Source organism: Amycolatopsis sp. cmx-4-83, assembly GCF_046548815.1.
Taxonomy (GTDB): domain Bacteria; phylum Actinomycetota; class Actinomycetes; order Mycobacteriales; family Pseudonocardiaceae; genus Amycolatopsis; species Amycolatopsis pretoriensis_A.
In genome coordinates, this window is record NZ_JAEBEF010000012.1 from 52,855 (window position 1) to 76,140 (window position 23,286).

Annotated in this window: 24 protein-coding genes; 10 read left to right on the plus strand and 14 right to left on the minus strand. The window is 70.8% G+C overall.

Annotated features, from left to right (window positions below; all coding sequences use genetic code 11):
• Nucleotides 1–6 precede the first annotated feature (6 nt).
• Nucleotides 7–531, plus strand: a complete 525-nt coding sequence (locus ACLJQM_RS34465) for an RNA polymerase sigma factor (RefSeq protein WP_247016054.1) — start codon at nt 7–9, stop codon at nt 529–531.
• Nucleotides 524–1,399 (plus strand): VOC family protein, encoded by an 876-nt coding sequence (locus ACLJQM_RS34470; RefSeq protein WP_360775165.1) that lies wholly within the window; start codon nt 524–526, stop codon nt 1,397–1,399. The genes ACLJQM_RS34465 and ACLJQM_RS34470 overlap by 8 nt, the downstream gene beginning before the upstream one ends.
• Before the next feature lie 200 nt (nt 1,400–1,599).
• Here ACLJQM_RS34470 and ACLJQM_RS34475 read toward each other — a convergent pair whose 3' ends face one another.
• The 3 genes from ACLJQM_RS34475 to ACLJQM_RS34485 all read right to left on the minus strand — a co-directional run bounded on the left by ACLJQM_RS34475 (nt 1,600) and on the right by ACLJQM_RS34485 (nt 5,210).
• Entirely contained in the window at nt 1,600–3,366 is a 1,767-nt protein-coding gene (locus ACLJQM_RS34475) for a gamma-glutamyltransferase family protein (protein ID WP_410634556.1), read from the minus strand.
• Nucleotides 3,367–3,394: 28 nt separating this feature from the next.
• The gene (locus ACLJQM_RS34480; RefSeq protein WP_315863237.1) at nt 3,395–3,787 is read right to left on the minus strand and encodes a VOC family protein; all 393 of its coding nucleotides are present in this window, start codon (nt 3,785–3,787) and stop codon (nt 3,395–3,397) included.
• Between the two features lie 118 nt (nt 3,788–3,905).
• Entirely contained in the window at nt 3,906–5,210 is a 1,305-nt protein-coding gene (locus tag ACLJQM_RS34485; protein ID WP_410634558.1) for a UDP-glucose dehydrogenase family protein, read from the minus strand.
• 145 nt (nt 5,211–5,355) lie between these two features.
• Between ACLJQM_RS34485 and ACLJQM_RS34490 the strand changes: the two genes are divergently transcribed.
• Nucleotides 5,356–6,114 carry an SDR family NAD(P)-dependent oxidoreductase gene (locus ACLJQM_RS34490; RefSeq protein ID WP_247016064.1) on the plus strand — a complete coding sequence of 253 codons (759 nt, stop codon included), beginning with the start codon at nt 5,356–5,358 and terminating at the stop codon, nt 6,112–6,114.
• Nucleotides 6,115–6,176: 62 nt separating this feature from the next.
• On the opposite strand, the gene ACLJQM_RS34495 is transcribed toward ACLJQM_RS34490, so the two are convergent.
• From ACLJQM_RS34495 to ACLJQM_RS34505, 3 genes are all read right to left on the minus strand, one after another.
• A complete protein-coding gene (locus tag ACLJQM_RS34495; RefSeq protein ID WP_410634560.1) occupies nt 6,177–6,833 on the minus strand; it encodes a class I SAM-dependent methyltransferase in 657 nt (218 codons plus the stop codon).
• 129 nt (nt 6,834–6,962) lie between these two features.
• Nucleotides 6,963–7,595 (minus strand): helix-turn-helix transcriptional regulator, encoded by a 633-nt coding sequence (locus tag ACLJQM_RS34500; RefSeq protein ID WP_410634562.1) that lies wholly within the window; start codon nt 7,593–7,595, stop codon nt 6,963–6,965.
• Between the two features lie 82 nt (nt 7,596–7,677).
• Complete coding sequence (locus ACLJQM_RS34505; RefSeq protein ID WP_410634563.1) at nt 7,678–9,318, minus strand: TM0106 family RecB-like putative nuclease; 1,641 nt, start codon at nt 9,316–9,318, stop codon at nt 7,678–7,680.
• Between the two features lie 91 nt (nt 9,319–9,409).
• Between ACLJQM_RS34505 and ACLJQM_RS34510 the strand changes: the two genes are divergently transcribed.
• Nucleotides 9,410–9,871 carry a DUF6474 family protein gene (locus tag ACLJQM_RS34510; protein WP_410634564.1) on the plus strand — a complete coding sequence of 154 codons (462 nt, stop codon included), beginning with the start codon at nt 9,410–9,412 and terminating at the stop codon, nt 9,869–9,871.
• Nucleotides 9,872–9,945: 74 nt separating this feature from the next.
• On the opposite strand, the gene ACLJQM_RS34515 is transcribed toward ACLJQM_RS34510, so the two are convergent.
• The 4 genes from ACLJQM_RS34515 to ACLJQM_RS34530 are packed head-to-tail and all read right to left on the minus strand — an operon-like array spanning nt 9,946 to nt 13,493.
• Entirely contained in the window at nt 9,946–10,914 is a 969-nt protein-coding gene (locus ACLJQM_RS34515; protein WP_410634565.1) for a glycine betaine ABC transporter substrate-binding protein, read from the minus strand.
• Nucleotides 10,911–11,690, minus strand: coding sequence for an ABC transporter permease (locus tag ACLJQM_RS34520; protein WP_360775191.1), 780 nt, complete (start codon nt 11,688–11,690; stop codon nt 10,911–10,913). The genes ACLJQM_RS34515 and ACLJQM_RS34520 overlap by 4 nt, the downstream gene beginning before the upstream one ends.
• Entirely contained in the window at nt 11,687–12,859 is a 1,173-nt protein-coding gene (locus ACLJQM_RS34525; RefSeq protein WP_410634566.1) for an ABC transporter ATP-binding protein, read from the minus strand. Before ACLJQM_RS34525 ends, ACLJQM_RS34520 begins: the two co-directional genes overlap by 4 nt.
• Nucleotides 12,846–13,493: an ABC transporter permease gene (locus tag ACLJQM_RS34530; protein ID WP_247016080.1), complete on the minus strand. Its 648-nt coding sequence runs from the start codon at nt 13,491–13,493 to the stop codon at nt 12,846–12,848. Before ACLJQM_RS34530 ends, ACLJQM_RS34525 begins: the two co-directional genes overlap by 14 nt.
• Before the next feature lie 304 nt (nt 13,494–13,797).
• Between ACLJQM_RS34530 and ACLJQM_RS34535 the strand changes: the two genes are divergently transcribed.
• The 4 genes from ACLJQM_RS34535 to ACLJQM_RS34550 all read left to right on the plus strand — a co-directional run bounded on the left by ACLJQM_RS34535 (nt 13,798) and on the right by ACLJQM_RS34550 (nt 16,702).
• A complete protein-coding gene (locus tag ACLJQM_RS34535; protein ID WP_410634822.1) occupies nt 13,798–14,292 on the plus strand; it encodes a hypothetical protein in 495 nt (164 codons plus the stop codon).
• Nucleotides 14,293–14,363: 71 nt separating this feature from the next.
• Complete coding sequence (locus ACLJQM_RS34540) at nt 14,364–15,122, plus strand: YcnI family protein (RefSeq protein ID WP_360775197.1); 759 nt, start codon at nt 14,364–14,366, stop codon at nt 15,120–15,122.
• A complete protein-coding gene (locus ACLJQM_RS34545; RefSeq protein ID WP_360775200.1) occupies nt 15,123–15,674 on the plus strand; it encodes a copper resistance protein CopC in 552 nt (183 codons plus the stop codon).
• Nucleotides 15,674–16,702, plus strand: coding sequence for a copper resistance D family protein (locus ACLJQM_RS34550; protein WP_410634569.1), 1,029 nt, complete (start codon nt 15,674–15,676; stop codon nt 16,700–16,702). The genes ACLJQM_RS34545 and ACLJQM_RS34550 overlap by 1 nt, the downstream gene beginning before the upstream one ends.
• Nucleotides 16,703–16,913: 211 nt before the next feature.
• Here the strand turns inward: ACLJQM_RS34550 and ACLJQM_RS34555 are convergent, their stop codons facing one another.
• Together ACLJQM_RS34555 and ACLJQM_RS34560 are read right to left on the minus strand one after the other, a co-directional pair.
• On the minus strand, nt 16,914–17,801 hold the full coding sequence (locus tag ACLJQM_RS34555; protein ID WP_360775475.1) for a phosphotransferase family protein: 888 nt from the start codon (nt 17,799–17,801) through the stop codon (nt 16,914–16,916).
• A gap of 31 nt (nt 17,802–17,832) precedes the next feature.
• Complete coding sequence (locus ACLJQM_RS34560; protein WP_247016091.1) at nt 17,833–19,218, minus strand: helix-turn-helix transcriptional regulator; 1,386 nt, start codon at nt 19,216–19,218, stop codon at nt 17,833–17,835.
• A gap of 306 nt (nt 19,219–19,524) precedes the next feature.
• Here ACLJQM_RS34560 and ACLJQM_RS34565 point away from each other — a divergent pair, with 306 nt between their 5' ends.
• Nucleotides 19,525–19,869, plus strand: a complete 345-nt coding sequence (locus tag ACLJQM_RS34565; RefSeq protein WP_247016093.1) for a hypothetical protein — start codon at nt 19,525–19,527, stop codon at nt 19,867–19,869.
• A 12-nt stretch (nt 19,870–19,881) separates the two neighbouring features.
• Nucleotides 19,882–20,286, plus strand: a complete 405-nt coding sequence (locus tag ACLJQM_RS34570; protein WP_247016095.1) for a hypothetical protein — start codon at nt 19,882–19,884, stop codon at nt 20,284–20,286.
• 412 nt (nt 20,287–20,698) lie between these two features.
• On the opposite strand, the gene ACLJQM_RS34575 is transcribed toward ACLJQM_RS34570, so the two are convergent.
• Together ACLJQM_RS34575 and ACLJQM_RS34580 are read right to left on the minus strand one after the other, a co-directional pair.
• Complete coding sequence (locus tag ACLJQM_RS34575) at nt 20,699–21,958, minus strand: MFS transporter (protein ID WP_410634571.1); 1,260 nt, start codon at nt 21,956–21,958, stop codon at nt 20,699–20,701.
• Nucleotides 21,951–23,276, minus strand: a complete 1,326-nt coding sequence (locus ACLJQM_RS34580) for a GH1 family beta-glucosidase (RefSeq protein WP_410634573.1) — start codon at nt 23,274–23,276, stop codon at nt 21,951–21,953. Before ACLJQM_RS34580 ends, ACLJQM_RS34575 begins: the two co-directional genes overlap by 8 nt.
• Nucleotides 23,277–23,286 lie beyond the last annotated feature (10 nt).

A 23,286-nucleotide genomic window follows, 5' to 3' on the forward strand; every position in this document is an offset into this window, starting at 1 on the left:
GGGGGTGTGACGGAACCTCGGGTACGACCGGACCCGGCCTTCGCGCTGCTCGGCCTCTACGAGACCGCGCTGCCGGAGGTCTACGGGTACCTGCTGTCCCGCTGCGGCGACCGCACGCTCGCCGAGGAACTGACGTCCGAGACGTTCCTCGGGGCGGTCGCCGCCTGTCGCAAGGAGTACGCACCGCCAGTGAGCACCGGGTGGCTGATCGGCGTCGCCCGGCACAAGCTCGCCGACCACTGGCGGCGCCGGGAACGCGAGGAACGCGGCTTGCGGCTCGTGCACGACAGCGAGCCGGCCGTCGAAGACCCGTGGGACGAGCAGCTCGACGCCCTGCGCGCGAGACAGGTGCTCGACTCGCTCGGCCCGCACCACCGGGCCGCGCTGACCCTCCGGTACGTCGACGGCCTCGGGGTGCCCGAGGTCGCCGGCCACCTGGGCCGGAGCGTGCACGCCACCGAGGCGTTGCTCGTGCGCGCCCGCGCCGCGTTCCGGCGTGCCTACGAAGAGAAGGAGGGTCGCGATGCCTGAGCCGTTCGACGCGCTCCGCCGTCCCTCCGCACGGGTCGAACCCGACCCGGACTTCGCCGCCGAGCTGCGCGACAACCTGCGCCGCTCGATCTTGAACGGAGCCGATGTGACCACCACTTCCGAAGCGCCGGCCACCACCGCCGCACTGCGCTCACTCACGCCGTACCTGGCCGTTTCCGACGCGCGCGCCGCCCTCGACTTCTACGTCGAGGTGTTCGGCGCGGTCCGCCGCGGCGAGCCGATCCTGATGGACGACGGCCGCATCGGCCACGCCGAGCTGGCCATCGGCGACGCGGTGCTGATGCTGGCCGAGGAGTACCCCGAGATCGGGCACGTCGCGCCGCGGGAGGGGGGCGCGTCGGTGCGGGTCGAGGTGCCGGACCCGGACGTGTCGGTGGCGCGGGCGCTGGAGCGCGGGGCGACGCTGATCCGCGCGGTGAGCGACTCGCCGTACGGGCGGGGTGGCTCGTTCCGCGACCCGTTCGGCCAGCGCTGGCTGGTCTCGCAGGCGGTTGCTTCGGCTTCGCCCGCGCCGGGCTCGGCCATGTACTTCACGTTCCAGGTGCCGGAAGCCGAGCCCGCGAAGTCGTTCTACGGCGCGGTGCTGGGCTGGCAGTTCACGCCGGGCTCGGTCTCGGACGCTTGGGGCTTCTCGGGGCCGGGCCTCGAGGGCGGGTTGTGGGCCGGCGACCGGCAGGTGGGGTGGAAGCTGATGTACGCGGTGGACGACCTCGCGGCGGCTCTCACGCGGGTGCGCGAGAGCGGCGGTCAGGCGGGCGAGGTGGAGAACCACCCGTACGGGACGACGGCGGACTGCACCGACAACCAGGGCATCGAGTTCTGGCTGTGGGAGAAGCCCGGGAAGTGAGCGACCTCGCCGGGCACAAGATCATCGCGACGGCCGGCGGGACCGAAGTGGCCGGGTCCGTGCGGCCGATGCACCTGGCCGCGAGCTGGATCTGCGAGCTGTGGCAGGGCGCCACCACGCCGTTGGAGTCCGCACGCTGCTCGCGGAAGGCGGGGGCTGGGCCTCGCTCACCCTTTGAGCGGTGCCGGGGTCGTGACCACCTACCGGCCTGCGGCGTAGCCCTGCATGCCGCGGGCGTTGGCCGCCGCGCGGAGGAGGCCGTCGGTGCGGGAGACCGCCGAGAGGCGGCCGAGGGCCCAGGCGCCCGCGTCCAGCACCTCGTGGCCGCGGTCGCGCAATCCGTCCAAAGTGGACGTGCCCAGGCGGGACTCCACCACCAGCTCGCGGGGGTTCCAGGAGCGGGGGTAGAACGAGCTCGGGAACGCCGTCGTGTGCCAGGCCGGTGCGTCGATCGACTCCTGGAGGTTCAGGCCGCCGTAGACGTGGGCCAGCCAGAAGCACAGCTGCCACTGGTCCTGCTGGTCGCCGCCCGGGGTGCCGAAGGCCAGGTTCGGGACGCCGTCGCGGAGGGCCAGGGACGGCGAAAGCGTGATGCGGGGGCGTTTGCGCGGGGCCAGCGAGTTCGGCAAGCCCTGTTCCAGCCAGAACATCTGGCCGCGGGAGTCCAGGCAGAAGCCCAGTGACGGGATCGCCGGGCTCGACTGCAGCCAGCCGCCCGACGGGGTCAGCGAGACCAGGTTGCCCGCCGCGTCGACGACGTCGAGGTGGACCGTGTCGCCGCGAGTCCGGCCCTGGGGACCGACCGTCGGCTCGCCCGTCGCGCCGCCTTCGGACTGCACACCCCGCAGCGAGTCGAGGATCGCCGGGAGCCGGGCCGGGCCGCGGGCGTCTCCCGGGCGAAGCGAGGCGGACGCCGTGTCGGTGATCAACGCGCGCCGGGCATCGGTGTACGACGCCGAAAGCAGCACGTCGAGGGGGACGTCCGTGTCGCCGTACCACGCCTCGCGGTCGGCGAAGGCCAGCTTCGCAGCTTCGGTCGCCAGGTGGACCGTGCGCTCCGACGCGATTCCGTCCACAAAGGACAGCTCGTCGCGGAAGCCGTGCAGCAGCAGCGCTTGCTGGAGCAGCGCCGGACCCTGTGTCCAGCCGCCCATCTTGACCAGGCGCCGGTCGCCGATGTCCACGAACGCCGGGTCCTCGTACGTCGCCGACCACGAAGCCAGGTCGTCGACGGTCAGCAGGCCCGCGTGGTCGCGGCCGGAGTCGTCGCGGAATGCTCGGCGGCTGAACGCGTCGATCGCTTCGGCGACGAAACCCTGCGACCAGGCACGGCGTCCCGCGTCGATCTGCGCTTCGCGGCCCGAGACGGCTTCCGCTTCCCGCAGCAGCCGCTCCCAGGTGTCCGCCAGTGCCGGGTTCCGGTGCAGGCCCGCGGCCGGCTTGCCGTCCCGCAGCCACAGCTCCGCCGACGTCGGCCAGTGCTCGATGAACAGGCGGGACACCGCGCCGATCGTGTCGGTGACCCGCGAAACCAGCGGGACGCCGTTGCGGGCGTAGCCGATCGCGTACGACAGCACCGCGCGAAGCGGCTTCGTGCCGTAGTCGCGCAGGAGCAGGAGCCAGCCGTCCCAGGCGCCCGGGACGGTCGCCGGGAGCAGGCCGCTGCCCGGGATCAGGTCCAGTCCGAGCGACGCGAAATGCTCGGGCGTGGCCCCCGCGGGCGACGGGCCTTGGCCGGCCAGCGCCCGCGGGGTCGGGTCGTCCGCTGTCACGAAGAGGCCGGGCACCTGGCCCGCCGGGCCGCACAGGTGCGGCTCGGCGACCTGCAGGACGAACCCGGCCGCGACCGCCGCGTCGAACGCGTTGCCGCCGTCTTCCAGCACCGCCATCCCGGTGGCCGAAGCCAGCCAGTGCGTCGATGCCACCATCCCGAAGGTGCCGGCCAGCTCCGGCCGCGTCGTGAACATGCTCCCGATAGTACGCAACGCTAACGAATTACCAAGCCGACGGACGCTTCCGCTCCGGCTCGTACGGCTGCGTGATGATCTCCATCCCGTTGCCGCCGGGATCGAGGAAGTACACGCCACGGCCGCCGTGGTTGTGGTTGATTTCGCCGACCTGCTTCCCCATCGGGTCGGCGTGGTAGGTCACGCCGGTCTCGACGAGCCGCGCGAAGACGGCGTCGAAGTCGTCCTCCGGGATCAGGAAGCAGTAGTGCTGCAGGCGAAGGTCTTCTTCGGGGATGCTCGCGAAGTCCAGACGGACCCCGTTGCGGGTCTCGACCGGGACGAACGGACCCCATTCCTCCCCGACTTCGAGGCCGAGCAGATTCGCCAGGAATTCGGCGGATTCCCGGTTGTTCCGGGACGGGACGATCAAATGGTTCAACTCAACGGAAACTGACACGGTGAAATGCCTCCACGGGCACTCCCGCCACCTCCATGCCTCACCCAGCCGGTGACCGACACGCGATGCCGTGTCGATCACCCTAGCCAAGAGCGGGCGGTCAGGAAACCTTGATTCGCGCGGCGGCCCGCGGCCGCCCGACGCCCTGCCAGGCCAGCCCGGCGGCCACGAGCACCCGCGGGTCGAGCAGGTTGCGCGTGTCGACGACGTCGATGCCGTCCATGAGCTCGGCCATCGCGGCCCAGTCGAGGTGCTTGAACTCGGCCCACTCGGTCAGCACGACGACGACGTCCGCGTCCTTCGCGACCTGGTAGGCGTCGTCGACGACGGTCACCCCGTCGATCCCGCCGTCGATCGCCGGGTCGTAGGCGATCAGCTCCGCGCCGAGCGCGCCCAGCACCGACGCCACGGCGAGCGCGGGCGAGTCGCGCAGGTCGTTGGTCCCCGCCTTGAACGCCAGGCCGAGCACGCCGATCCGGGCGCCGGCCAGCGTGCCGCCGACCGCGCCGGCGATCTTCGCGACGATCCGGTCGCGCTGGGCGATGTTCTCGTCGATGGCCGAGGTCAGCATCTTGAAGTCGTAGTTCACCGACTCGGCCACCTTGACCAGCGCGCTGGTGTCCTTCGGCAGGCACGAGCCACCCCAGCCCGGGCCCGGCTTGAGGAACGTGCGGCCGATCCGCCGGTCGTAGCCCATGCCCTCGGTGACCAGCGTGATGTCCGCGCCCAGGCGTTCGCACAGCTCGGCGATCGAGTTGACGTAGGACAGCTTCAGCGCGAGGTAGCAGTTCGCGGCGTACTTCACGAGCTCCGCGCTCGCCGCGTCGGCGACGACGAGCGGCGCGTCCAGGTCGGCGTACAGCTCGCCGACCCAGCGGGCGGCCGCGAGGTCGGCGGACCCGACGACGATCCGGTCCGGGCCGAGGAAGTCCGCGACCGCGGTGCCCTCGCGGAGGAACTCGGGGTTCGACACCACCGGGACGTCGGCGCGGCCGAGCATCGCCTGGATCCGCTCCGACGTGCCGACCGGGACGGTCGACTTGGTGACCAGCGCGCACCCGGCGGGCAGGACGTCGCCGATCTCGGTGGTCACCGCCTCGACCGCGCGCAGGTCCGCGGAGCCGCCGGCCCCCATCGGCGTCGGCACGCAGAGGAACACCGCCTCCGCGGTGCGGACCGCTTCCCGCGCGCCGACGACGAACTGGAGCCGCCCGGCGGCGATGCCGCGGGTGACCAGGTCGGTGAGCCCGGGTTCGAGGATGTCGACGCGGCCCGCGCTCAGCCGGGACACCTTCGCGCGATCGACGTCCACGCAGGTGACGGAATGCCCCAGACTGGCCAGGCACGCCCCCGTGGTCAAGCCGACGTAACCGGTACCTACCACCACGATCCGAGCTGGCGTCATGGTGCTGAAGGTGACAGCCGGAGTTGACCACGACGCTAACGGAAACAGTCGGCCCCGAGAGCGGTGAGCGAAGACACGAACCACGTCGATGCGAACGAGCGTTAACCTGGGTCCGCGAACCGGAGCAGCGAAGGGAACGGCACAGATGCAGATCACGGACACCGCGGCGCTCGTCACGGGTGGTGCGTCGGGCCTCGGCGGAGCCACGGCGAAGGCCCTCGCGGCCAAGGGCGCGAAGGTGTTCGCGCTCGACCTGGCGCAGTCGATCGAGAAGGCCGAGCAGGTCGACGGCATCACCTACGTCGAGGCCGACGTCACCGACGTCGAGCAGGTCGAGGCGGCCGTCGCGACGGCTTCGGGGGCCGGCGTGCCGCTGCGGACCGTGGTGAACTGCGCCGGCATCGGGCCGTCCGCGCGGATCCTGTCCAAGAAGGGCCGCCACGACCTCGCGCTGTACGCGAAGGTCATCCAGATCAACCTGATCGGGACGTTCAACGTCCTGACGGTCGCTTCCGAAGCCATCGCGAAGACCGAGCCGCTCGCGGACGACGCCCGCGGCGTCATCATCAACACCGCGTCCATCGCCGCGTTCGACGGCCAGATCGGGCAGGTCGCCTACTCGTCGTCCAAGGGCGGCGTCGTCGGGATGACCCTGCCGGCCGCGCGCGACCTGGCCTCGCACGGCATCCGCGTGCTGACCATCGCGCCGGGCATCGTCGACACCCCGATGCTGGCCACGGTCAGCGACGAGTTCCGCGCGGCACTCGCGTCCGGCATCCCGTTCCCGAAGCGCCTCGCGCGGCCGGACGAGTACGCGCAGCTCGCGCTGTCGCTGATCGACCACGACTACCTGAACGGCGAGGTGGTCCGCATGGACGGCTCACTGCGCATGGCCCCCCGCTAACCCCCGAGGGCGTAGCTTTCACGTGAAAGCTACGCCCCCAGGTGGGAGCTTTCACGTGAAAGCTACGGCTTGATGAGGCGGACCTCCAGGCCGATGCCGTCCGCGGTGACCGAGCAGCCGCCGAAAGCGCTCTCCGCGGCCAGTGCCTCGAACTGCTCCCGGGTGAACGCCCGGCGCCGCAGCCACCCGAGCGTCTGCCGGACGGTGAAGCCGCTGACCACGCCGACGTTCATCGACGCGACCTCGCGGCCGATGTCCGCGCCGGTGGCCTCGTGGTTGAGGTCCTGGATCACCGCGTGCCCGCCCGGGCGCAGCACCCGGTGCATCTCGTTCAACGCCGCCACCGGCTGCCGGAAGTTCTTGAACGCGGCCTGGCAGACCACGAAGTCGAACGACCCCGCGTCGAACGGGGCGTGCGTGATGTCGCCCTGACGGAAGTCGATCTCCAGGCCCGCGCCGTTTTCCCGGGCGATCTCGACCATCGTGTGGCTGATGTCGAGCCCGGTGACGCGAAAGCCGCGCTTCGCCACTTCGATGGCGAAGAAGCCCGGCCCGGGCGCCACCTCCAGGACCTCGGCACCTTCCGGCAGCCCGGACGTGACCTCGGCTGCCTGCTTCCGGTACTGCCTGAGCTGGGCTTCCGTGCCGCGGTTCTTGGCGTACCAGCGGGCCTGGAAGCCCTCCATTTCGGGCACTTTGTGCTTGCGGGTCGTTTCCATGTCATCCCCTTCGGTGAAGCCGAACCGAAGAGCCGCCCGGTTATCCTCTTGGTGCCACCTCGGGGCCGGGCGTGCTCGGTTCGGGGTCGAGGACCCCGGGCGGTGTGCCAGCACCTCCCGGGGTCCGTGCTATCTCTCTTCCACGAACTCCCCGAAGTCGCCGGGGAGTTCGCCGGTCTCGTACCAGCGTCGCCACGCGTCCGTGCCGGGCACGGCGCCGCTGGTCAGTTCGTCGAGGAAGCCGCGCACCCAGCGTGCTTCGGCTTCCGTCATCGCCAGGTCGTACTCGACTTCCACCAGGAACAGCCGCGGCATCAGCGCGCCCAGCTGCGCCAGGGACGTGCGCTGCGCCTCGGCGCGTTCCTCGAGGGCCTGTGCCCGCTGCCGCAGCAGCGCCGCGGTCTGGTCCGGGCCGAGCACGCCCAGCATCGACAGCCCGGCCTTGAACCGCGGCGGTTCCCGGTCGACGGTGCCGACGAGCTCGCGCACCCAGTCCTCGAACTCCTCGCGCCCGGCCGGGGTGATCCGGTAGACGGTCCGCTCGGGCCGTCCGCCGTCCTTCACGCTCTCGACGGCCTCGAGGAAGCCGTGCTTGTCCAGGTTCGCGACGACGGTGTAGAGCGAGCCCCACTTGATCGGCAGGTCGCTGTCCTTGCCGCGTTGCTTGAGCACGACGGCCATCTCGTACGGGTGCTTGGGCCCGTCGAGCAGCACGGACAGCACGGCCAGCCCGAGCAGGTTGCCGACCTTCCGCCGCTTCATCCCGGCTCCTCGTCTACGAGTACTCGTAGACGAGTATCCACGCGGACGCGTCAGCGGGCAAGTGTCTTGGTGAGTGAACCACTCAGAGGTCGAACATGTACGGGACTTCGGCCTGGGCCCGCTCGCTGATCCACTCGCGCAGCGCCCGCGTCGCCAGGACGTCGTCCTCGTTGTAGCGCAGCAGCCGCTCGCGCTGCTCGTCGTCCGGCTTCTCGCCGTCCATGCCCACGGCGTCGCGGTACCAGCGCATCGACGCCTCGCCGCCCGCCTCGGGGTCGCGCCACGAGAACCCGGCCACCGGCGCGATCACCTTGAGCCCCTTGCCGTGGGAGCACAGGAACTGGTCGGTGACGCTGCGGAAGAGGTCGACCCACTCCTCGGAATCCACAAAGGACTGAATGGTCTTCTTCGCCGGGATCCCGGGGTGGTCGCCGAAGCGCTCGACGGACCCGAAGAGCCAGCGGTTCTCGGCGAGCGCGTTGTAACAGTAGGCGCGGAAGGTCAGCCCGGCCGCTTCGGTGCGCTCGCGGACGTCGGTGAGCCACGCCCAGAACTCGGCGAACGAGCGGGCTTCGTCGCCGGTCGGCAGCGGGTCCCACGTCGCGAAGGCGCGGTAGCCCTGCGGCACGCCGATGTCGGCGCCGGTCAGCAGGCAGCCCCAGAGGTACGCGCCGGCGTCGCCGAAGCTCTCCATGTCGACGTCGACCTCGACGTCGCCGCGCGGCACGCCGACCGCCTCGACGCGGCGCACCAGCGTCAGGTCGGCCAGCCAGGCGCGCGCGAGCACGACCGCGTCCGGGAAGGTGACGCCCGTCCAGTTCACCGCCGGCGGCTCGCCGGCCGGGTCGAGCGCGGCCAGCTTGTCCACAGTGGACACACCGGCGCGGCGCAGCTCGACCGCGTCCTCGCCGCGGACGACGAGGCTGACGTCCCGGGTCTCGGTGAGCACCACCTCGCACGTCGGCCACCACGGGCAGCGGCGGCACTCCAGCACGCGCGACGGCTCGGCCAGCGGCTCCTCGCCGTTCGCGGCCGCGGTGGCGATGGCGAGCCGGTCGGCGAACCGGACCTGGTACTCGGTCAGCGCGCTGCGGCCGCCGGGCCAGGTGCCCGCGGTGAGGTCGTGCCAGACGACGACGTCGGCGTCGAGGCCGATCACGCCGCCGGTGGTGAGGCTCTCGTCGGCCTGCCCGAGCGTCTGCAGCATGCGGCGGATGTGCACCAGCCGGAGCTGGTCACGCGGCTGCGAACGGACCTTGCGGGCTTCGTCGGCCTTGCGGTGCGCGGGGTCGAGGTCGGTCAGCTCGGTGACGACCGCGCCGGCGCCGCGGTCGGTGATGCGGTGACGCACGACGAGCACGGGGACGTACCCGCGGCCGGTGCGCACGAGCAGGTCGATGCCGCCGCGGCGGTGCCCGGCCGGGTCGACCGGCAGCAGCGCGCCCCAGATGTAGGTGGCTTCGGCGGCGAAAGCCTGCTCGGTGCGCTCGACGCGCTCGTGGGCGGGCAGGTCGCGGTCGATCTTCACCCAGTGCCCGGGGTTCGCGGCCATCAGCCTGCTGACGATGTCTTCGCGGTGCGCGGTGGCGTCGTCGATCCGCTGCTGCGCCGTCGGGTCCGGCGGGGAAAGCGGTACCTCGCGCATCGCCGGATCGTGCTCGAGGTGCACGCGGCGACGGCAGCGGCTGACCGCGCCCGCGTCGAGTACCACCTCACCCTGCATGGAGATCACTCTAGTTTCCCACCGCCGAGCCGACATGCCCGCCACCCTGGCTACCAGTAAGTTCGACCTCGACACGTCGCAGGGAGGTGCCATGGCGCGCAAAGCCAAGGTCGAGGGTGAAGCCAGGTTCACCCCCAAGAAGGCGAAGAACGCGATCGCGGTGGCGAAGGTGCTCGGCCCCGTGGTGATCCCGGTGGTCGCACCGTTCGCGGTGCGCGCGGCGGGCTCCGCCCGGGAGCTGTACGACCGCTACCAGGCACGCAAGCTCGGCGTCTCGGTCGACAAGCTGGGCGAGTACACCGGCCGCGGCGCGGCGCTGCACGCCCGCATCGCGGGCATCGCCGACGGCTGCCGAGATCTGCAGAAGTCCGAGAAGGCGTCGAAGGCGGACCAGGAGTTCGCGAAGGACGCGCTGAGCACGCTGGAGCAGCTGTCGGCCTCGATCCGCGCGGCGGAACGGATGCCGGCGGCACGCCGCAAGTCCGTGCACCGCGCGGTGGCGGGCGAGCTGGAGCGGCTGGAAGGCCAGCTGCTGCACCGGCTGGGCCTCTGACCACGAACACCGGGGCCGCACTTTCACGTGAAAGTGCGGCCCCGGTTCGTAGCTTTCCCGTGAAAGCTACGGCGCTACTTGACGAAGCCCTTCTTGACCATCCAGTCGTGGGCGACCTTGCCCGCGTCCTGGCCGTCGACGTCGACCTGCTTGCACAGCTCGACCATCTGCTCGTTGGTCAGGGCCGCGCCGACCTTCTCCAGCGGGCCGCGGACCTCCGGGTGCTGCTTCAGCCACTCCGTGCGCAGCGTCGGGACCGCGTTGTACTGCGGGAACGCCTTCTTGTCGTCCTCGAGCACACGCAGGTTCAGCCCCGAGATGCGGCCGTCGGTGGTGAACACCTCGCCGACCGGGCAGGTGCCGCTCGCGACCGCCGAGTAGATCGTGCCGATGCCGAAGTTCTCGATCTTCGAGTTCTGGAAGCCGTAGGCCTTCACCGCGGCCGGGAACCCGTCCTGGCGGCTGGTGAACTCGGTCTCCAGGCAGAACCGGTTCTGGTCCGGGTTCTGCTTGAGGAACGCCGCCAGGTCCGACGTCGTCTTCAGGTTGTTCTTCGCGCCGTACTCCTCGGTGACGGCGAACGCGTACTGGTCGTTGAGCGGCGAGTAGTTCAGCCACGTGACGCCGAACTTCTCTTCGTCCGCCTTGGCCGTCGCCTCGTACTGGGCCTTTTCGCCGCCGGGTACCGGGAGCTCGTTGCCCTGGTAGTTGATCCAGCCGGTGCCGGTGTACTCCCAGGTGACGTCGGTCTGCCCGGACAGCAGCGCCTGCCGCGACGAGTTGGAGCCCTTGATGTCCGACAGGTCGACGACCTCCGCGCCCGCCGCGGACAACGCCATCTCCGACATGTACGCCAGGATGATGTTCTCGGTGAAGTCCTTGGACCCCACCGTCACCTTCAGCCCCTGCAGCGACGGGATCGGCTGGATCGTGCCCGGCTGGATGTCGTAGGGCACCGCCTGGTTGACCGTCAGCCCGCACGCCGAGAGCGTCGCCCCCAGCACCGCGACGCCGAAGAGGGCTTTCACACGCTGGAACCTCATCGCAGCCCCTTCGGTCCGAAGAACTGTTCGGCGACCGCGCCCAGCCAGTCCACCAGCAGCGCCAGCGCGACGGCGAGCACCGAACCGGTGACCAGCACCGACGTCAGGTTCAGCTTGTAGCCGGTGTCGATCAGGAGCCCGAACCCGCCGGCGTTGACGAACATGCCGAACGTCGCCGTGCCGACCGCCAGGACGAGCGCGGTGCGCAGGCCCGCCAGGATCAGCGGGACGGCCAGCGGCAGTTCGACCCGCCACAGCACCGCGGTCGCCGACATCCCGATGCCGCGCCCGGCGTCGATCAGCGCCGGGTCGACCTGCTGGATGCCGACCATCGTGTTCCGCAGCACCGGCAGCAGCGAGTAGAAGGCCAGCGGCAGCGCCGCCACCCACAGCCCGCCGACCGCGCCGGTGACGATGAACCACAGCACCAGCACGCCGAGCGCGGGCGCGGCCTGCCCGATGTTCGCGATGGCCAGGAAGACCGGCGCGAGGAAGCGAGCCCACGGCCGCGTCACGATCACGCCGAGCGGCACCGCGACCAGCACGACGATCGCGGTCACCACGATCGTCATCAGCAGGTGGTCCCACAACGCCGTGAACAGCGAAGACGCGTTGAGCGTCTCCTTCTCGGTCGCCGTCAGCCCGCTGGAGAACACCGAGACCAGCGTGACGGCGACGATCACCAGCACCGCGACGGGCTGGGCGAACAGCCGGACGCGTTCCGCGCGTTTCGATCCGGACTCGGTGCTGAAACCGGTGTCGACGGCAGCCGTCATGCGGACACCTCTTCACCGTTCGTGTGCTCGTCCCGCAGCTGCTGGATGGTCGCGATCACGGTGTCCAGCTGGATGGTGCCCGCGTACTCGCCGCGCGCACCGGTCACCGGCACCGAACCGCCTTCGGCGAGCATCGCCTCCAGCGCGTCCTGCAGCGTCGACTGCAGGCTCACGATGTCGCGCAGCGGCTTGCCGGCGTTGGCCAGCGACGCGCCCGCGGTCAGGTCGCGGACGTGCACCCAGCGCGTCGGGCGGCGGCGCGCGTCCAGGACCAGCGCGAAGTGCTTGCGCTGGTCTTCGAGCTTCTTGCGGAGCTCGCTCGGGTCTTCGTCGACGCCGGCGGTCAGCGCGTCCTGCGCCAGCTCGACGTCCCGGACCCGCAGCAGCGTCAGCTGCTTCAGCGAGGCGCCCGCGCCGACGAAGCCGGCGACCGTGTCGTTCGCCGGGTTGGCCAGGATCGCCTCGGGGGTGTCGTACTGCATGATCGACGACTGGTTGCCGAGCACCGCGATCTTGTCGCCGAGCTTCACGGCCTCGTCGAAGTCGTGCGTGACGAACACGATCGTCTTCTTCAGCTCGCTCTGCAGCCGCAGCAGCTCGTCCTGCAGGTTGCCGCGGGTGATCGGGTCGACCGCGCCGAACGGCTCGTCCATCAGCAGCACCGGCGGGTCCGCGGCGAGCGCCCGCGCGACGCCGACGCGCTGCTGCTGCCCGCCGGAGAGCTGGCGCGGGAAGCGGTCGCGGAAGTCGGCCGGGTCGAGCCCGACCAGGTCCATCATCTCTTCGACCCGGTCGTTGACCTTCTTCTTGTCCCAGCCGAGCAGGCCGGGCACCACGCCGATGTTCTGCGAGACGGTGAAGTGCGGGAACAGGCCGGCCTGCTGGATCGCGTAGCCGATCCGGCGGCGCAGGGTGTCGACGTCGAGGCCGAGCGCGTCCTCGCCGCCGATGGTGATCTTGCCCGACGTCGGCTGGACGAGCCGGTTGATCATCCGCATCGTCGTCGTCTTGCCGCAGCCGGACGGGCCGACGAAGACCACGATCTTGCCGGCGGGCACGACCATCGAGAAGTCGTCGACCGCCGCTTCGCGGGTGCCGGGGTACCGCTTCGTCACGTGCTCCAGCTCGATCTCGACGCCGGAGACTTCCTCGTTCTCAGCCACGGACACCCCTAGAAATGGTGAAGCGCTTGATCAGGACGTAGACGCCGTCGAGCAGCAGGGCGAGGATGACCACGCCGACCGTGCCCGTGACGGCTTGGTTCAGGGAGTTGGTGCTCCCCGCGTTCGTGAGCCCGGAGAAGACCTCGGCGCCGAAGCCGGGGCCCTTCGCGTAGGCGGCGATCACCGCGATGCCCATCAGCATCTGCGTCGCCACCCGCATGCCCGTGAGGATCGCCGGCCACGCCAGCCGCAGCTCGACCCGGGTGAGCACACCGAAGCGGCTCATCCCGATCCCGCGCGCGGCGTCGGTGATGGCCGGGTCGACACCGTCGAGCCCGACGATGGTGTTCCGGACGATCGGCAGGAGGCCGTAGAGCACCAGCGCGATCACGGCCGTCGTCGGACCGAGCCCGGAAATCGGGATCAGCAGGCCCAGGAGGGCGAACGACGGGACCGTCAAGATCGTGCTCGCCAGCGCCGTGGCCACCGCCGAACCGATCGGGCTGCGGTAGACCGCGATCCCGATCAGCACGCCGAGGACCGCGGCGAGGATCGTGCACTGCACGACCATGCTCGTGTGCAGGTAGGCCTCCAGCCAGAGCTTGCTCGCCCGGTCGGAGATGTAGTCGAAGAGGTTCATCCGTGTCCGCTCTCCCGCCCTTCACGCCGGCCTTCACCCGAACGGGCTAGTTGCTGACCGACGGCTCAGTACCCAGCGCACAGCCGGTCCAAACCCCAGTCATCGGTCACCGGTTCCGCCCACCGTGGCCCAACCGGGGCAGATCGGCAAGAAATGGCCTGAACCACGGCGTGGCGTGGGACGTGAACTCGGTGTGTGCTCACTTCACGGGATCACACGCTCACCCCGGGGCAGGTCCCTTAGGCTGCTGCTCATGAGCGTTCCGGCACGGCGTCCCGCCGTGCTCGGCGCTACCCGGGGTGCGTTGCTCGCCGTGAGCGCGGCGGTGCTTTCCGTCACCGCGCACCGGCTCGCCGACGGCGGCCTGCCCGATCCGGCGATGCTCCTGCTGCTCACCGGCCTGTTCGGCTGGACCGCCACCGCGCTCACCCGCAAGGCCCGCGGCCCGCTCGCCACGATCACCCTGCTCGGGTCCGCCCAGCTGGTGATGCACCTGCTGCTCACCACGCTCGCCGGGCACCAAGACATGTACGCGGTGCCGGACCGGACCGGGGCCGGCATGATCGCCGCGCACGCGGTCGCGACCCTGCTCACCGCGCTCCTGCTCGCCCGCGCGGACGCGACGCTGCTCACGGTGCTGGCCGTGCTGCGCGCGATCCTGCCGCGGCTGCTCACCCCGCTGACGGTCCCGGCCGCGGCTCCCGCGCTCGTCCCCGCCCGCGTGGGCGGTCCGGACCACCTCGTCGGCGTCGACCTGCGCCGGATCCACGGGCGGCGCGGCCCGCCGAGTCACTCCTGATTCCAGCTCGTCCCCGACACAGCGGACCCCCGAGTCCGCTGCCCTTTGTTGAGTTCATCAGGAGTGAACCCATGTCCCAGCACGTCTTCAAGCGCGCCGGTTTCCTCGCCGCCACCGTCGGTGTCGCCGGTTTCCTCGGCGCCGGCATCGCCTCCGCGCACGTCACCGCCAACGTCTACGGCCCGCAGCCCACGAAGGGCGGCTACGCGGCGATCGTGTTCCGCGTGCCGAGCGAGGAGAAGGCGCCCGTCACCACCACGAAGGTCGTCGTCGACTTCAAGGCGGACTACGGCATCGGCTCGGTGCGGACGAAGCCGCTGCCCGGCTGGACCGCCGAGGTCACCAAGTCGAAGCTGCCGGCGCCGATCACCAAGGACAACGGCACGCAGATCACCGAGGCCGTCACCGCGGTGACGTGGACCGCCCAGCCCGGCAACGAGCTGAAGGCCACCGACTACCAGGAGTTCTCCGTCAGCTTCGGCCCGCTGCCCACCAACGTGGACCAGGTCGAGTTCCCGGCGCACCAGTCCTACAGCGACGGCAAGGTCGTCGACTGGAACCAGCCGACCCCGGCGGGCGGCGAGGAGCCGGAGCACCCGGCCCCGGCCGTCAAGCTGGCCGCGAAGGCCGAAGAGGGCGACGCGCACGGCACCATGGCGAACACGGCGGCGACGACCGGCGACCAGACCCAGGCCGCCGCGACGTCGGACAGCACGGCCCGCTGGCTCGGCGGTGCCGGCCTGCTCGTCGGTGCCGTCGGCCTCGGCGTCGGGGCCGGTGCGACCATCCGGGCGCGCAAGGCCACGGCCAAGTCGGGAGGCAACAGCTAAATGCGGAAGGCGCTCGTCGCGCTGGCGCTGACGGTGGTGGCCGTGCTCGGCACGGCCACCCCGGCGCTCGCGCACAACGTGCTGATCTCCTCGGACCCGGCGAACGGCTCGTCCGTCGCCGCCGGCCCGCAGAAGATCAGCCTGACGTTCGACCAGTACGTGCAGGGCGCGGACGTCAACCAGATCGCGGTGACCGGACCCGGCGGCGGCCAGTGGGCCGAAGGACCGATCAGCGTGGTGAACAACGTCATCAGCGCGCCGCTGCGGCCGCTCGGCCCGGCGGGGAAGTACACCGTCGGCTACCGGGTGCTCTCCGCGGACGGCCACCCGGTGACCGGTGAACTCACCTTCACCCTGACCGCGGCGGGCACCGGCACGCCGGCGACCGTCGACGCGGCCCGCTCGCCGGGCAGCACGTCGTCGGCGTCCCCGCAGCAGTCCTCGTCCACCGGGGTGCCGATCTGGGTCTGGATCGCCGGTGCCGTCGTGCTGCTGGCCATCGGGCTGACCGTGGCGCTCCGCTCGGGCGGCAAAGTCGAAGAGAAGAACTGATGACGCAGGCCGAGACCACCACGAACGTCCGCTATGCGACGCTGCTGTGCGTCGTCACGGCGGGACTGCTGGGCGCCCTCATCGGCGTCGCGCTCACCGCCACCGCGCCGGTCCCCGGCGTGGTGCAGCCCGGCGCGGTGGTCTCGGCCGGCATCCCGGTCGTGCGGGTCCTGCTCGACCTGGCCGCGGTCACGACCATCGGGCTCGCCCTGCTGTCCGTGCTCGTCGGCTACGACCGGCCGAAGCTCACCGAGCCGATCCTGCGGCTGGCCCGCCCGGCCGGGGTCGCGGCGGCGCTGGTCTGGGCCACCACCGCGGTCGTCGCGCTGATCCTGCAGACCGCGGAGTACAAGCCGGGTTCGTCGACGCTCTCGCCGTCGGACATCGGGCAGTACATCGCCGCCGTCGGCGCCGGGAAGGCGCTCGTCATCGTCGCGGTGCTCGCGCTCGCCCACGCCGGGATCGGCGCGCTGGCGCTGCGGTTCGGCGAGAAGGTGCCCGCGGAGGTGCGCGTCGGGCTCGGCCTGTTCGCGCTGCTGCCGCTGCCGGTCACCGGGCACGCGTCGAACTGGAACTACCACGACTACACGATGATCTCGATGGAGCTGCACGTCATGAGCGCCGTCGCCTGGACCGGCGGCCTCGGCGCGATGGCCGTGCTATTGGTGGCGAACCGGACGCTGCTGGCGCACGCGCTGCCGCGGTTCTCGAAGCTCGCGACGCTCTGCCTGGTCCTCTCCGCGGCGACCGGCCTGTTCAACGGCCTGGTCGAGATCTCGCTCAACCCGACCATCGGGTTCTGGGCGGCGATCTTCACTACGCCGTACGGGCAGCTGCTCATCCTGAAGACGGCGTGCACCGGCGTCGTCGCGCTGCTGGGCGCGCACGTCCGCTGGCGGCTGATGCCGCAGATCGTCCGGCACCAGCGGACCGCGCTCGCCGCGTGGGCGACGCTGGAGCTGACCGTGATGGGACTGGCCTTCGGGTTCGCCGTCGTGCTCACGCGGGCGCCGGTCGTCGCGTCCTGAAAGCCCTTCCCCGCTGGTGAGACCGGTGCGGAGTCACGGCGAGTAGCTGCAACTTGCGCATTGGGATGACGGGTAGACCATTGGGGGCGACCTGTCGGACCGAACTTTCTACCCTGAGCGGGCCGCATTTCCGAAGCGACGAACGGTCATTTGCAGTCGGCGAATGCACGTGCAAGCTGTGGTGCCGGTCACATCATGTGACAGTCTTCGCTCAGCGGTAACGCGTCCACCGCACGTCCGTCCGGCCGCTGCGGAGGTCGGCCAACCGGCGGAACAGCTCGGGCCGCACCTGCGGCCGGCTGCGCAGGATAGGCAGCACGCTGGTCGTCAGCTTCAGCTCGCGGATGCCGCGGAGCACCGCGAACCCGGACCAGGACGTCACGTCGAAGCCGTACGCCGCGGCGAACCCGCGGTAGTGCACCGGCGGGTCACCGAACCGCTCGCGGCCGACGGCCAGCGGCGTCAGGTCCCACTCCGGCGGGCCGACGCACGACGAATCGAAGTCGCAGAGCACCGGGCCGTCCGGGCCGGGGATGACGTTGCCGGGGTACGCGTCGCCGTGGACCAGGCCCCTGGGCAGCGGGAACTCCAGCCCGGACAGCCGGTCTTCGAGCTCGGCGCAGCGCTCCAGCAGGAACTCGCGGTCGGCGTCGCCGAGCTCTTCGGCGTCGGACACCCGGGCCCGCACCGCGGCGAACGGCGCCCACTCGGCGAGGCCGTCGGGCGCGGGCAGCGCGTGCACCCGGCGCAGCAGCCGGGCCAGGTCGGTCGCCGTCGCCGGGCGGCCGATGCTCGGCACCTGGTGCCACACGGTCACGAGGTGCTCGCCGACCTCCAGGGGCTGGTCGACGCCGTCGAGGAGCCGGATCGCGGGGACGCCGTGGCGTTCGAAGTGCCGGGCGACGCGGACGACCGTCCCGACGCGGTGCCGCAGCTGCGTCGAACCGACGATCCGGATCACGAGCGGGGCCGTGACCAGCGCGTACACCGCGTTGTTGGTGAACCGGAGCAGCCGCGCGCCCGCCGGGTCGACGCCCAGCAGCGCGCACGTCTCCGCCAGCACGCCGCGCAGCTTCCCGGCTGTGAACCGGCCGGCCAAGACGGCCTCGGTGTCCCCGCCGCCGCCGGCGTTATGCGGCGTAGAAAGCGTGGAGGCGATCGGCGAGGTCACGCGCGTCGGCGTTGTTGCGGCGGCGCTCCGCCTCTTCCTGGAGCGGCCGCATCCGGTCCTTGACCCGCTCGGACTTGATGCCCTCGGCGCAGTCGATGGCCTTGCCGCCGACCTTGGCCCCGTGGTCGAGGTCGCCGTCGAGCAGGTGGTTGGTGGCCAGCGCGCTCAGCATGAACGTCTTGGACCGGGCCATCTCGTCGTCGTAGGAGTCGACCGCCCGGCTCAGCGCCGGGATCGCGTACTTGGTGTGCTCGGCGTTCTTCTGCGCGAGGACCGTGTGGACGGTGCCGACCATGGCGTAGACGTCGGTCTCGGTGAAGAACTTCACCCAGGACTCGGCCTCGGCCAGGTTGGCGCGCTCGAACTCGTCCTTGCTCCGGCCGAGCAGCTTCACCGCCTGCTCTTCGTTGCCCATCATCGCGTAGGCCCAGGCCTCGTTCGCGCACAGCACGGAGACCGCCAGCTCGGAACCGCTTTCCTGAGCCGCGATCTGGCCCAGCTGGAACAGCTTCAGCGCGTCGTTCGGGGCGTCCTGGTGCAGGTAGACGCGGCCCATCCGGTAGAGGACGTTGGCCACCAGCGGGTGGTTCTCGCCCTGCTTGGCCAGGTCCAGCGCGTTCGCGAAGTGGCCGCGGGCGGAGTCCATGAGGCCGGTGTCGAACGACGTCCAGCCGGCCAGCGAGTGCAGGTCGGCGAGGGCCACGTAGAGCCGGTTCTTCACCAGGTCGGTGCCGTGGGACTCGAGCATCTGCTGTCCCCAGGACAGCTGCGCCACGACGGCGTCGCGGCAGAACCCGCCGCCGTACTGGTAGTCCAGCGCCCGGAGCGCGCGCGTCGCGGCCTCCACCTGGCGCACGTCGGTCATGCCGATCCGGCCGGGTGCCGGCGTGCGCGCCGGACCCGCCGACCAGGTGCCCGATTCCGGACCGAACACCGCCGCACCCATCGTGACCTGGGCGGCGTGCGCGAGGAACCTCCGTCGCTTCACGGACTCGTCCTCCTCAGCCTGCTGGCCGTCGGCGGAGCCGACGACGCGTGTCGCCGTGACCTCGTCATAGGCGAGGCCCATGTACCCCCGGGGGACGCCCAGGCCGTCGGCGATCCTCGTGAGGACGTCGTAAGCCATGACCTGGCGACCCTTGAGGATCTCCGACACCTCGGACTGGGACTGTCCGGTCATCGCGGCGATCTGGCGCTGCGAGACACCGTGCTTGCGCAAGAGGCGGTAGACGCCGCTGATCTCTCGCGACGCGAGAGCAGCTCTCATCTCGGGCTGCTCCCACGCGTCAGCGGGAACCGCGTGGCTCTGCCGGGCTTCGGCACTGCCACCGTTACTGGCGTCCATCGCGCCCCCTCCACTGTCCGGTCGGGCGTCTGTGAAACAGCGTAGGCAAACCTGGTGAACCGTGTGAACTGCCGGACTGGCGCCCTGATCGGCCCGGGCGAAGTCCGTTGACCGCTTACCGTGGAACCGAGTCCGGTCACCGCTATGACGCCATTTCGACCTTCTATCGCAGCCGGTTGCACCTCACTGTAGTTGTCAGATCTCCGTCACCGCCCGGACACCGGCAGCGATCACGGAGAGCTACGAAAACCGCAGGGATGTTGCAGAAGGCATCTTCGAAGGACTTTCGACAGAGCGGAGAAAGGCGTGGAGTTCGTGGACTCGTTCGCAGGAGGACATGCCGGCACGGCCACCCGCGCCGTGCGGCCGGCGATCGCGACGGTCTCTCCCGTCTCCGCCGTCCGCCCCGTCACCCCGGCCGCCGCGGTGGACCCCCGCACCGCGAGCGTCCGCCACTACGAGGGCGGCCAGCTCGTCTGGCGGGTGCAGTGCGGAGACCTGATCGAGCGCGAGCGCGCCGTGACGGTCTTCGTAGAGGACAACCAGGTGGTACTGGTCTCGCCCCCCGGCGAGACCGCGCGGTTGACGTCCGGCCAGCTCGGACAGCTGCGCGCCGCGCTCAACGAAGCCGCCAAGATGGCGGAAAGGTAACGGTGAGCTGACATGGATCAGGTACTCGGGCAGGTCCTCCGCAATGCGGTCTGGGAGCGCCTCGACATGCTGACCGACCTGGCGAACCGCGCCGACGCCCAGTCGCTCGTCTCGGTGGCGCGCAGCGAACTCCCCCGCTTGACCGAAGCGTGGCGCGCGATGCTGAAGATGCACGAGCCCGACGAGCGCGGCGACTGCCCGACCTGCTCGACCCGGTGGCACCGCTGCAAGGCGCCGTGCTCGGTCTGGCAGGTCGCGCACGAACACCTGGTAGCCGGCGGCCTCGCCCCGCAGCAGCAGTCTTCCCCGGACAGCCGCCTGCAGAGCCGCCGCATGAGCCCGGTCCCAGCCCCCACCGCGGCGGAGACCACCGGTCGCCACGCGTTGGTGAACCCGCGCCGAGCGGTCACCGCCTGACCCACCCGGGCCGTCGCCACGTGAAACCCATGTGAAGAAGCGGCACTTTCATAGGGAAAGTGACGCGTCGGCGGCCCCCACGAACCGGCGAGCGCGACCGGCCGATCGCCCCATCGGCTCCGCGTCGGCACTCGCCCCGGCCGAGGGCTGTTTCGCCCGCACCCCCGAGCAGCGCGAACCAGCCCTCGGCCATCACCTCAGACCGCTCCGCGATTAATCGAAAAAAATACGCGTTAGCCCTAGCCGGGGCCGTAATCCCCCGCTAGATTGATCATCAAGCCCCCGGTGTGGACCATGGGTCCCACCGCGGCGATCCGCTCCTCGAGCGGTCCCCGAATTCCGCGGGCCGGTGCCGTTGCACTCCCCTCCCCCGACCGGCACCGGCCCGCGGTTCCACTTCGTTGTACGGCGTTCAGCGGACCGCCTTCACGCGCAGCACGAGCACCGCGGCCAGCAGCGTCGCGACGGCCGAAGCCGCGAACAGGCCGGAGTAGCCACCCAGGTAGGCCAGCACCAGCGGTGTCAGCAGCGGGGCCACCACCTGCGGCAGCGAGTTCGCGATGTTGATGACGCCCAGGTCCTTCGCGCGGTCCTGCGCCGTCGGCAGCACCTGCGTCAGCATCGCCAAGGCGACCGCCATGTACGCGCCGAACCCGACGCCGAGCAGCGGGGACGCGGCGAGCGCGACCGGCCAGCTCTGCCACACCACGAGGAGCAAGGCGGCCAGCGCCATCACGCCGGAGGCCGCCAGGACGTACGGCTTGCGCCGTCCGGACCTGTCGGAGAAGTGGCCGGCGAGCACGGCGCCGATGACGAGCGCGACGCCGTACAGCCCCATCATGATGAGCAGCCCGGTGTCCGGGTCGGGGTAGTGCACCGCGTCCTTGAGGAAGAACAGCAGGTAGAGCGTCCCGAACGCGTTACCGAGGTTGATCATGAAGTGGCACGACCACGCCCACGCGAAGTCCGGGTGCCGCCGAGGCGAGACCCAGAGGTTGCGGAGGACCTCGCGGGTGTCGGACGAGGGCCGGTACTCGATAGGCAGCCGCGCGTCCGGCGTCCGGAGCACGAAGAACGCGGCGCCCACCAGGACGATGCCCGCGCAGGCCGCGTAGGCCAACGGCAGCCCGGCGATGCCGAGCATGACGACGACCACGACCGCGCCCAGCACGGTGCCGAGCATCTGCGCGATGCCGACGAGCCCGCCGACCTGCGCGCGCTGGCCGACCGGGACGCGGTCGGCGATGGCCGACATCAGGGTGGCGAGCATGCCGTTGAGGCCGGCCTGCACCAGGCACCAGCCGGTGATCAGCAGGGCGACGTCGGGCGCGAACGCCAGCACCAGCAGCCCGACGGCCGCGACCGCGGCCCCGATCACCGTCCACGGGTGGCGGCGGCCGAACCGCGAGCACGTCCGGTCCGACAGCAGCCCGACCGCCGGGTTGACGACCAGCGCCACGATCGCGCCGACGCCCATCACCAGGCCGAGCACGAACTCCTTGTTCACCTGGTCGAGCAGTTCGGCCTGCTGCGGCAGCAGCACCTGGATCGGCGCGTAGATCCCCAGCCAGAGCGCGATGTTCGCGAAGAACAGCAGGCTCATCCAGCCGGGCCGCACCCGCGCGGTGGGTTCGGCGAGCGCTTCGGGCAGCGCCTGGGTCGTTTCACTCATCCCGCACCAGCTTCCGGTACCAGTGGAAGGAGTCCTTCGGCGTCCGCCGCAGGGTCTCGTAATCGACGTGCACCAGGCCGAAGCGCGGCGCGTAGCCCTTGGACCACTCGAAATTGTCCATCAGGGACCAGCAGAAGTAGCCGCGGACGTCGACGCCGGTGTCCATCGCCTCGCGCACCGCGACCAGGTGGCTGTGCAGGAAGTCGATCCGTTCGGGGTCGTGCACCCCGCCGTCCTCGGCGACTTCGTCGGCGAAACTGCACCCGTTCTCGGTGATGTGGATCGGCGGCAGTTTGTCGCGGTAGCGGGCGTGGAAGTCGAGCAGCAGCTCGCGCAGGGCGTGCGGGACGATCGGCGAGTCGTTCGTCGTCATCGGGTAGCCCTCGATCGGGCGGAGGTCGAACGGCAGCGGGTTGCCCGGACTGGGCTTCGCGACGCCTTGCGGCTCGTAGTAGTTGACGCCGTAGAAGTCGAGCGGCTGCGCGATCGCCGGCAGGTCGTCGGCGAACCCGGCGGGGAGGTGCGGGTGGAGCTGTTCGGGGTAGCTGCCGAGCAGTACGGGATCGGCGTAGAGCCGGTTGATCAGCGCGTCGAGCCACTCGGCGGCGGCCCGGTCGCGGTCGTCGCTGTCTTCGCCGGGCCAGATCGGCGAGTGGTTGTTGGCGGTGCCGATGGTGGTCGCCCCGGCCGCGCGCAGCGCCTGGACGGCGAGGCCGTGGGCGAGGAGCTGGTGGTGCGCGGTCGGGACGGCGTCGAGCAGGAGCGTCTTGCCGGGCGCGTACTCGCCGATCGCGTAGCCGTAGATCGACATGACCATGGGCTCGTTGAGCGGAATCCACAGCTTCACCCGGTCGGCGAAGCGTTCTCCGAGGATGTGGGCGTACTCGGCGAAGCGCTCAGCGGTACCGCGGGAGAGCCAGCCGCCGTCGTCTTCGATCGCCTGCGGGGTGTCCCAGTGGTAAAGCGTGACGGCGGGGGCGATCCCCGCCTCGCAGACGGCGTCGAGGAGCTTGTCGTAGAAGCCGAGGCCTTCGGGGTTGGGCGCGCCCTTGCCGTCGGGCTGGATGCGGGGCCACGCGACGGACATCCGGTAGGCACCGACCCCGAGCTCCGCCATGAGCGCGATGTCTTCGGGGTAGCGGTGGTAGTGGTCGGCGGCTACGTTGGCGGTCTCATCGCGGGCGATCTTGCCCTCGGTCGCGGTGAACGTGTCCCAGATGGACGGTCCGCGCCCACCTTCGCTGGTGGCGCCCTCGATCTGGAACGCCGAGGTCGAAACACCCCAGAGGAAGTCGGGCGGGAAGTTCGGGTTCTGCACCGGCTGCTGA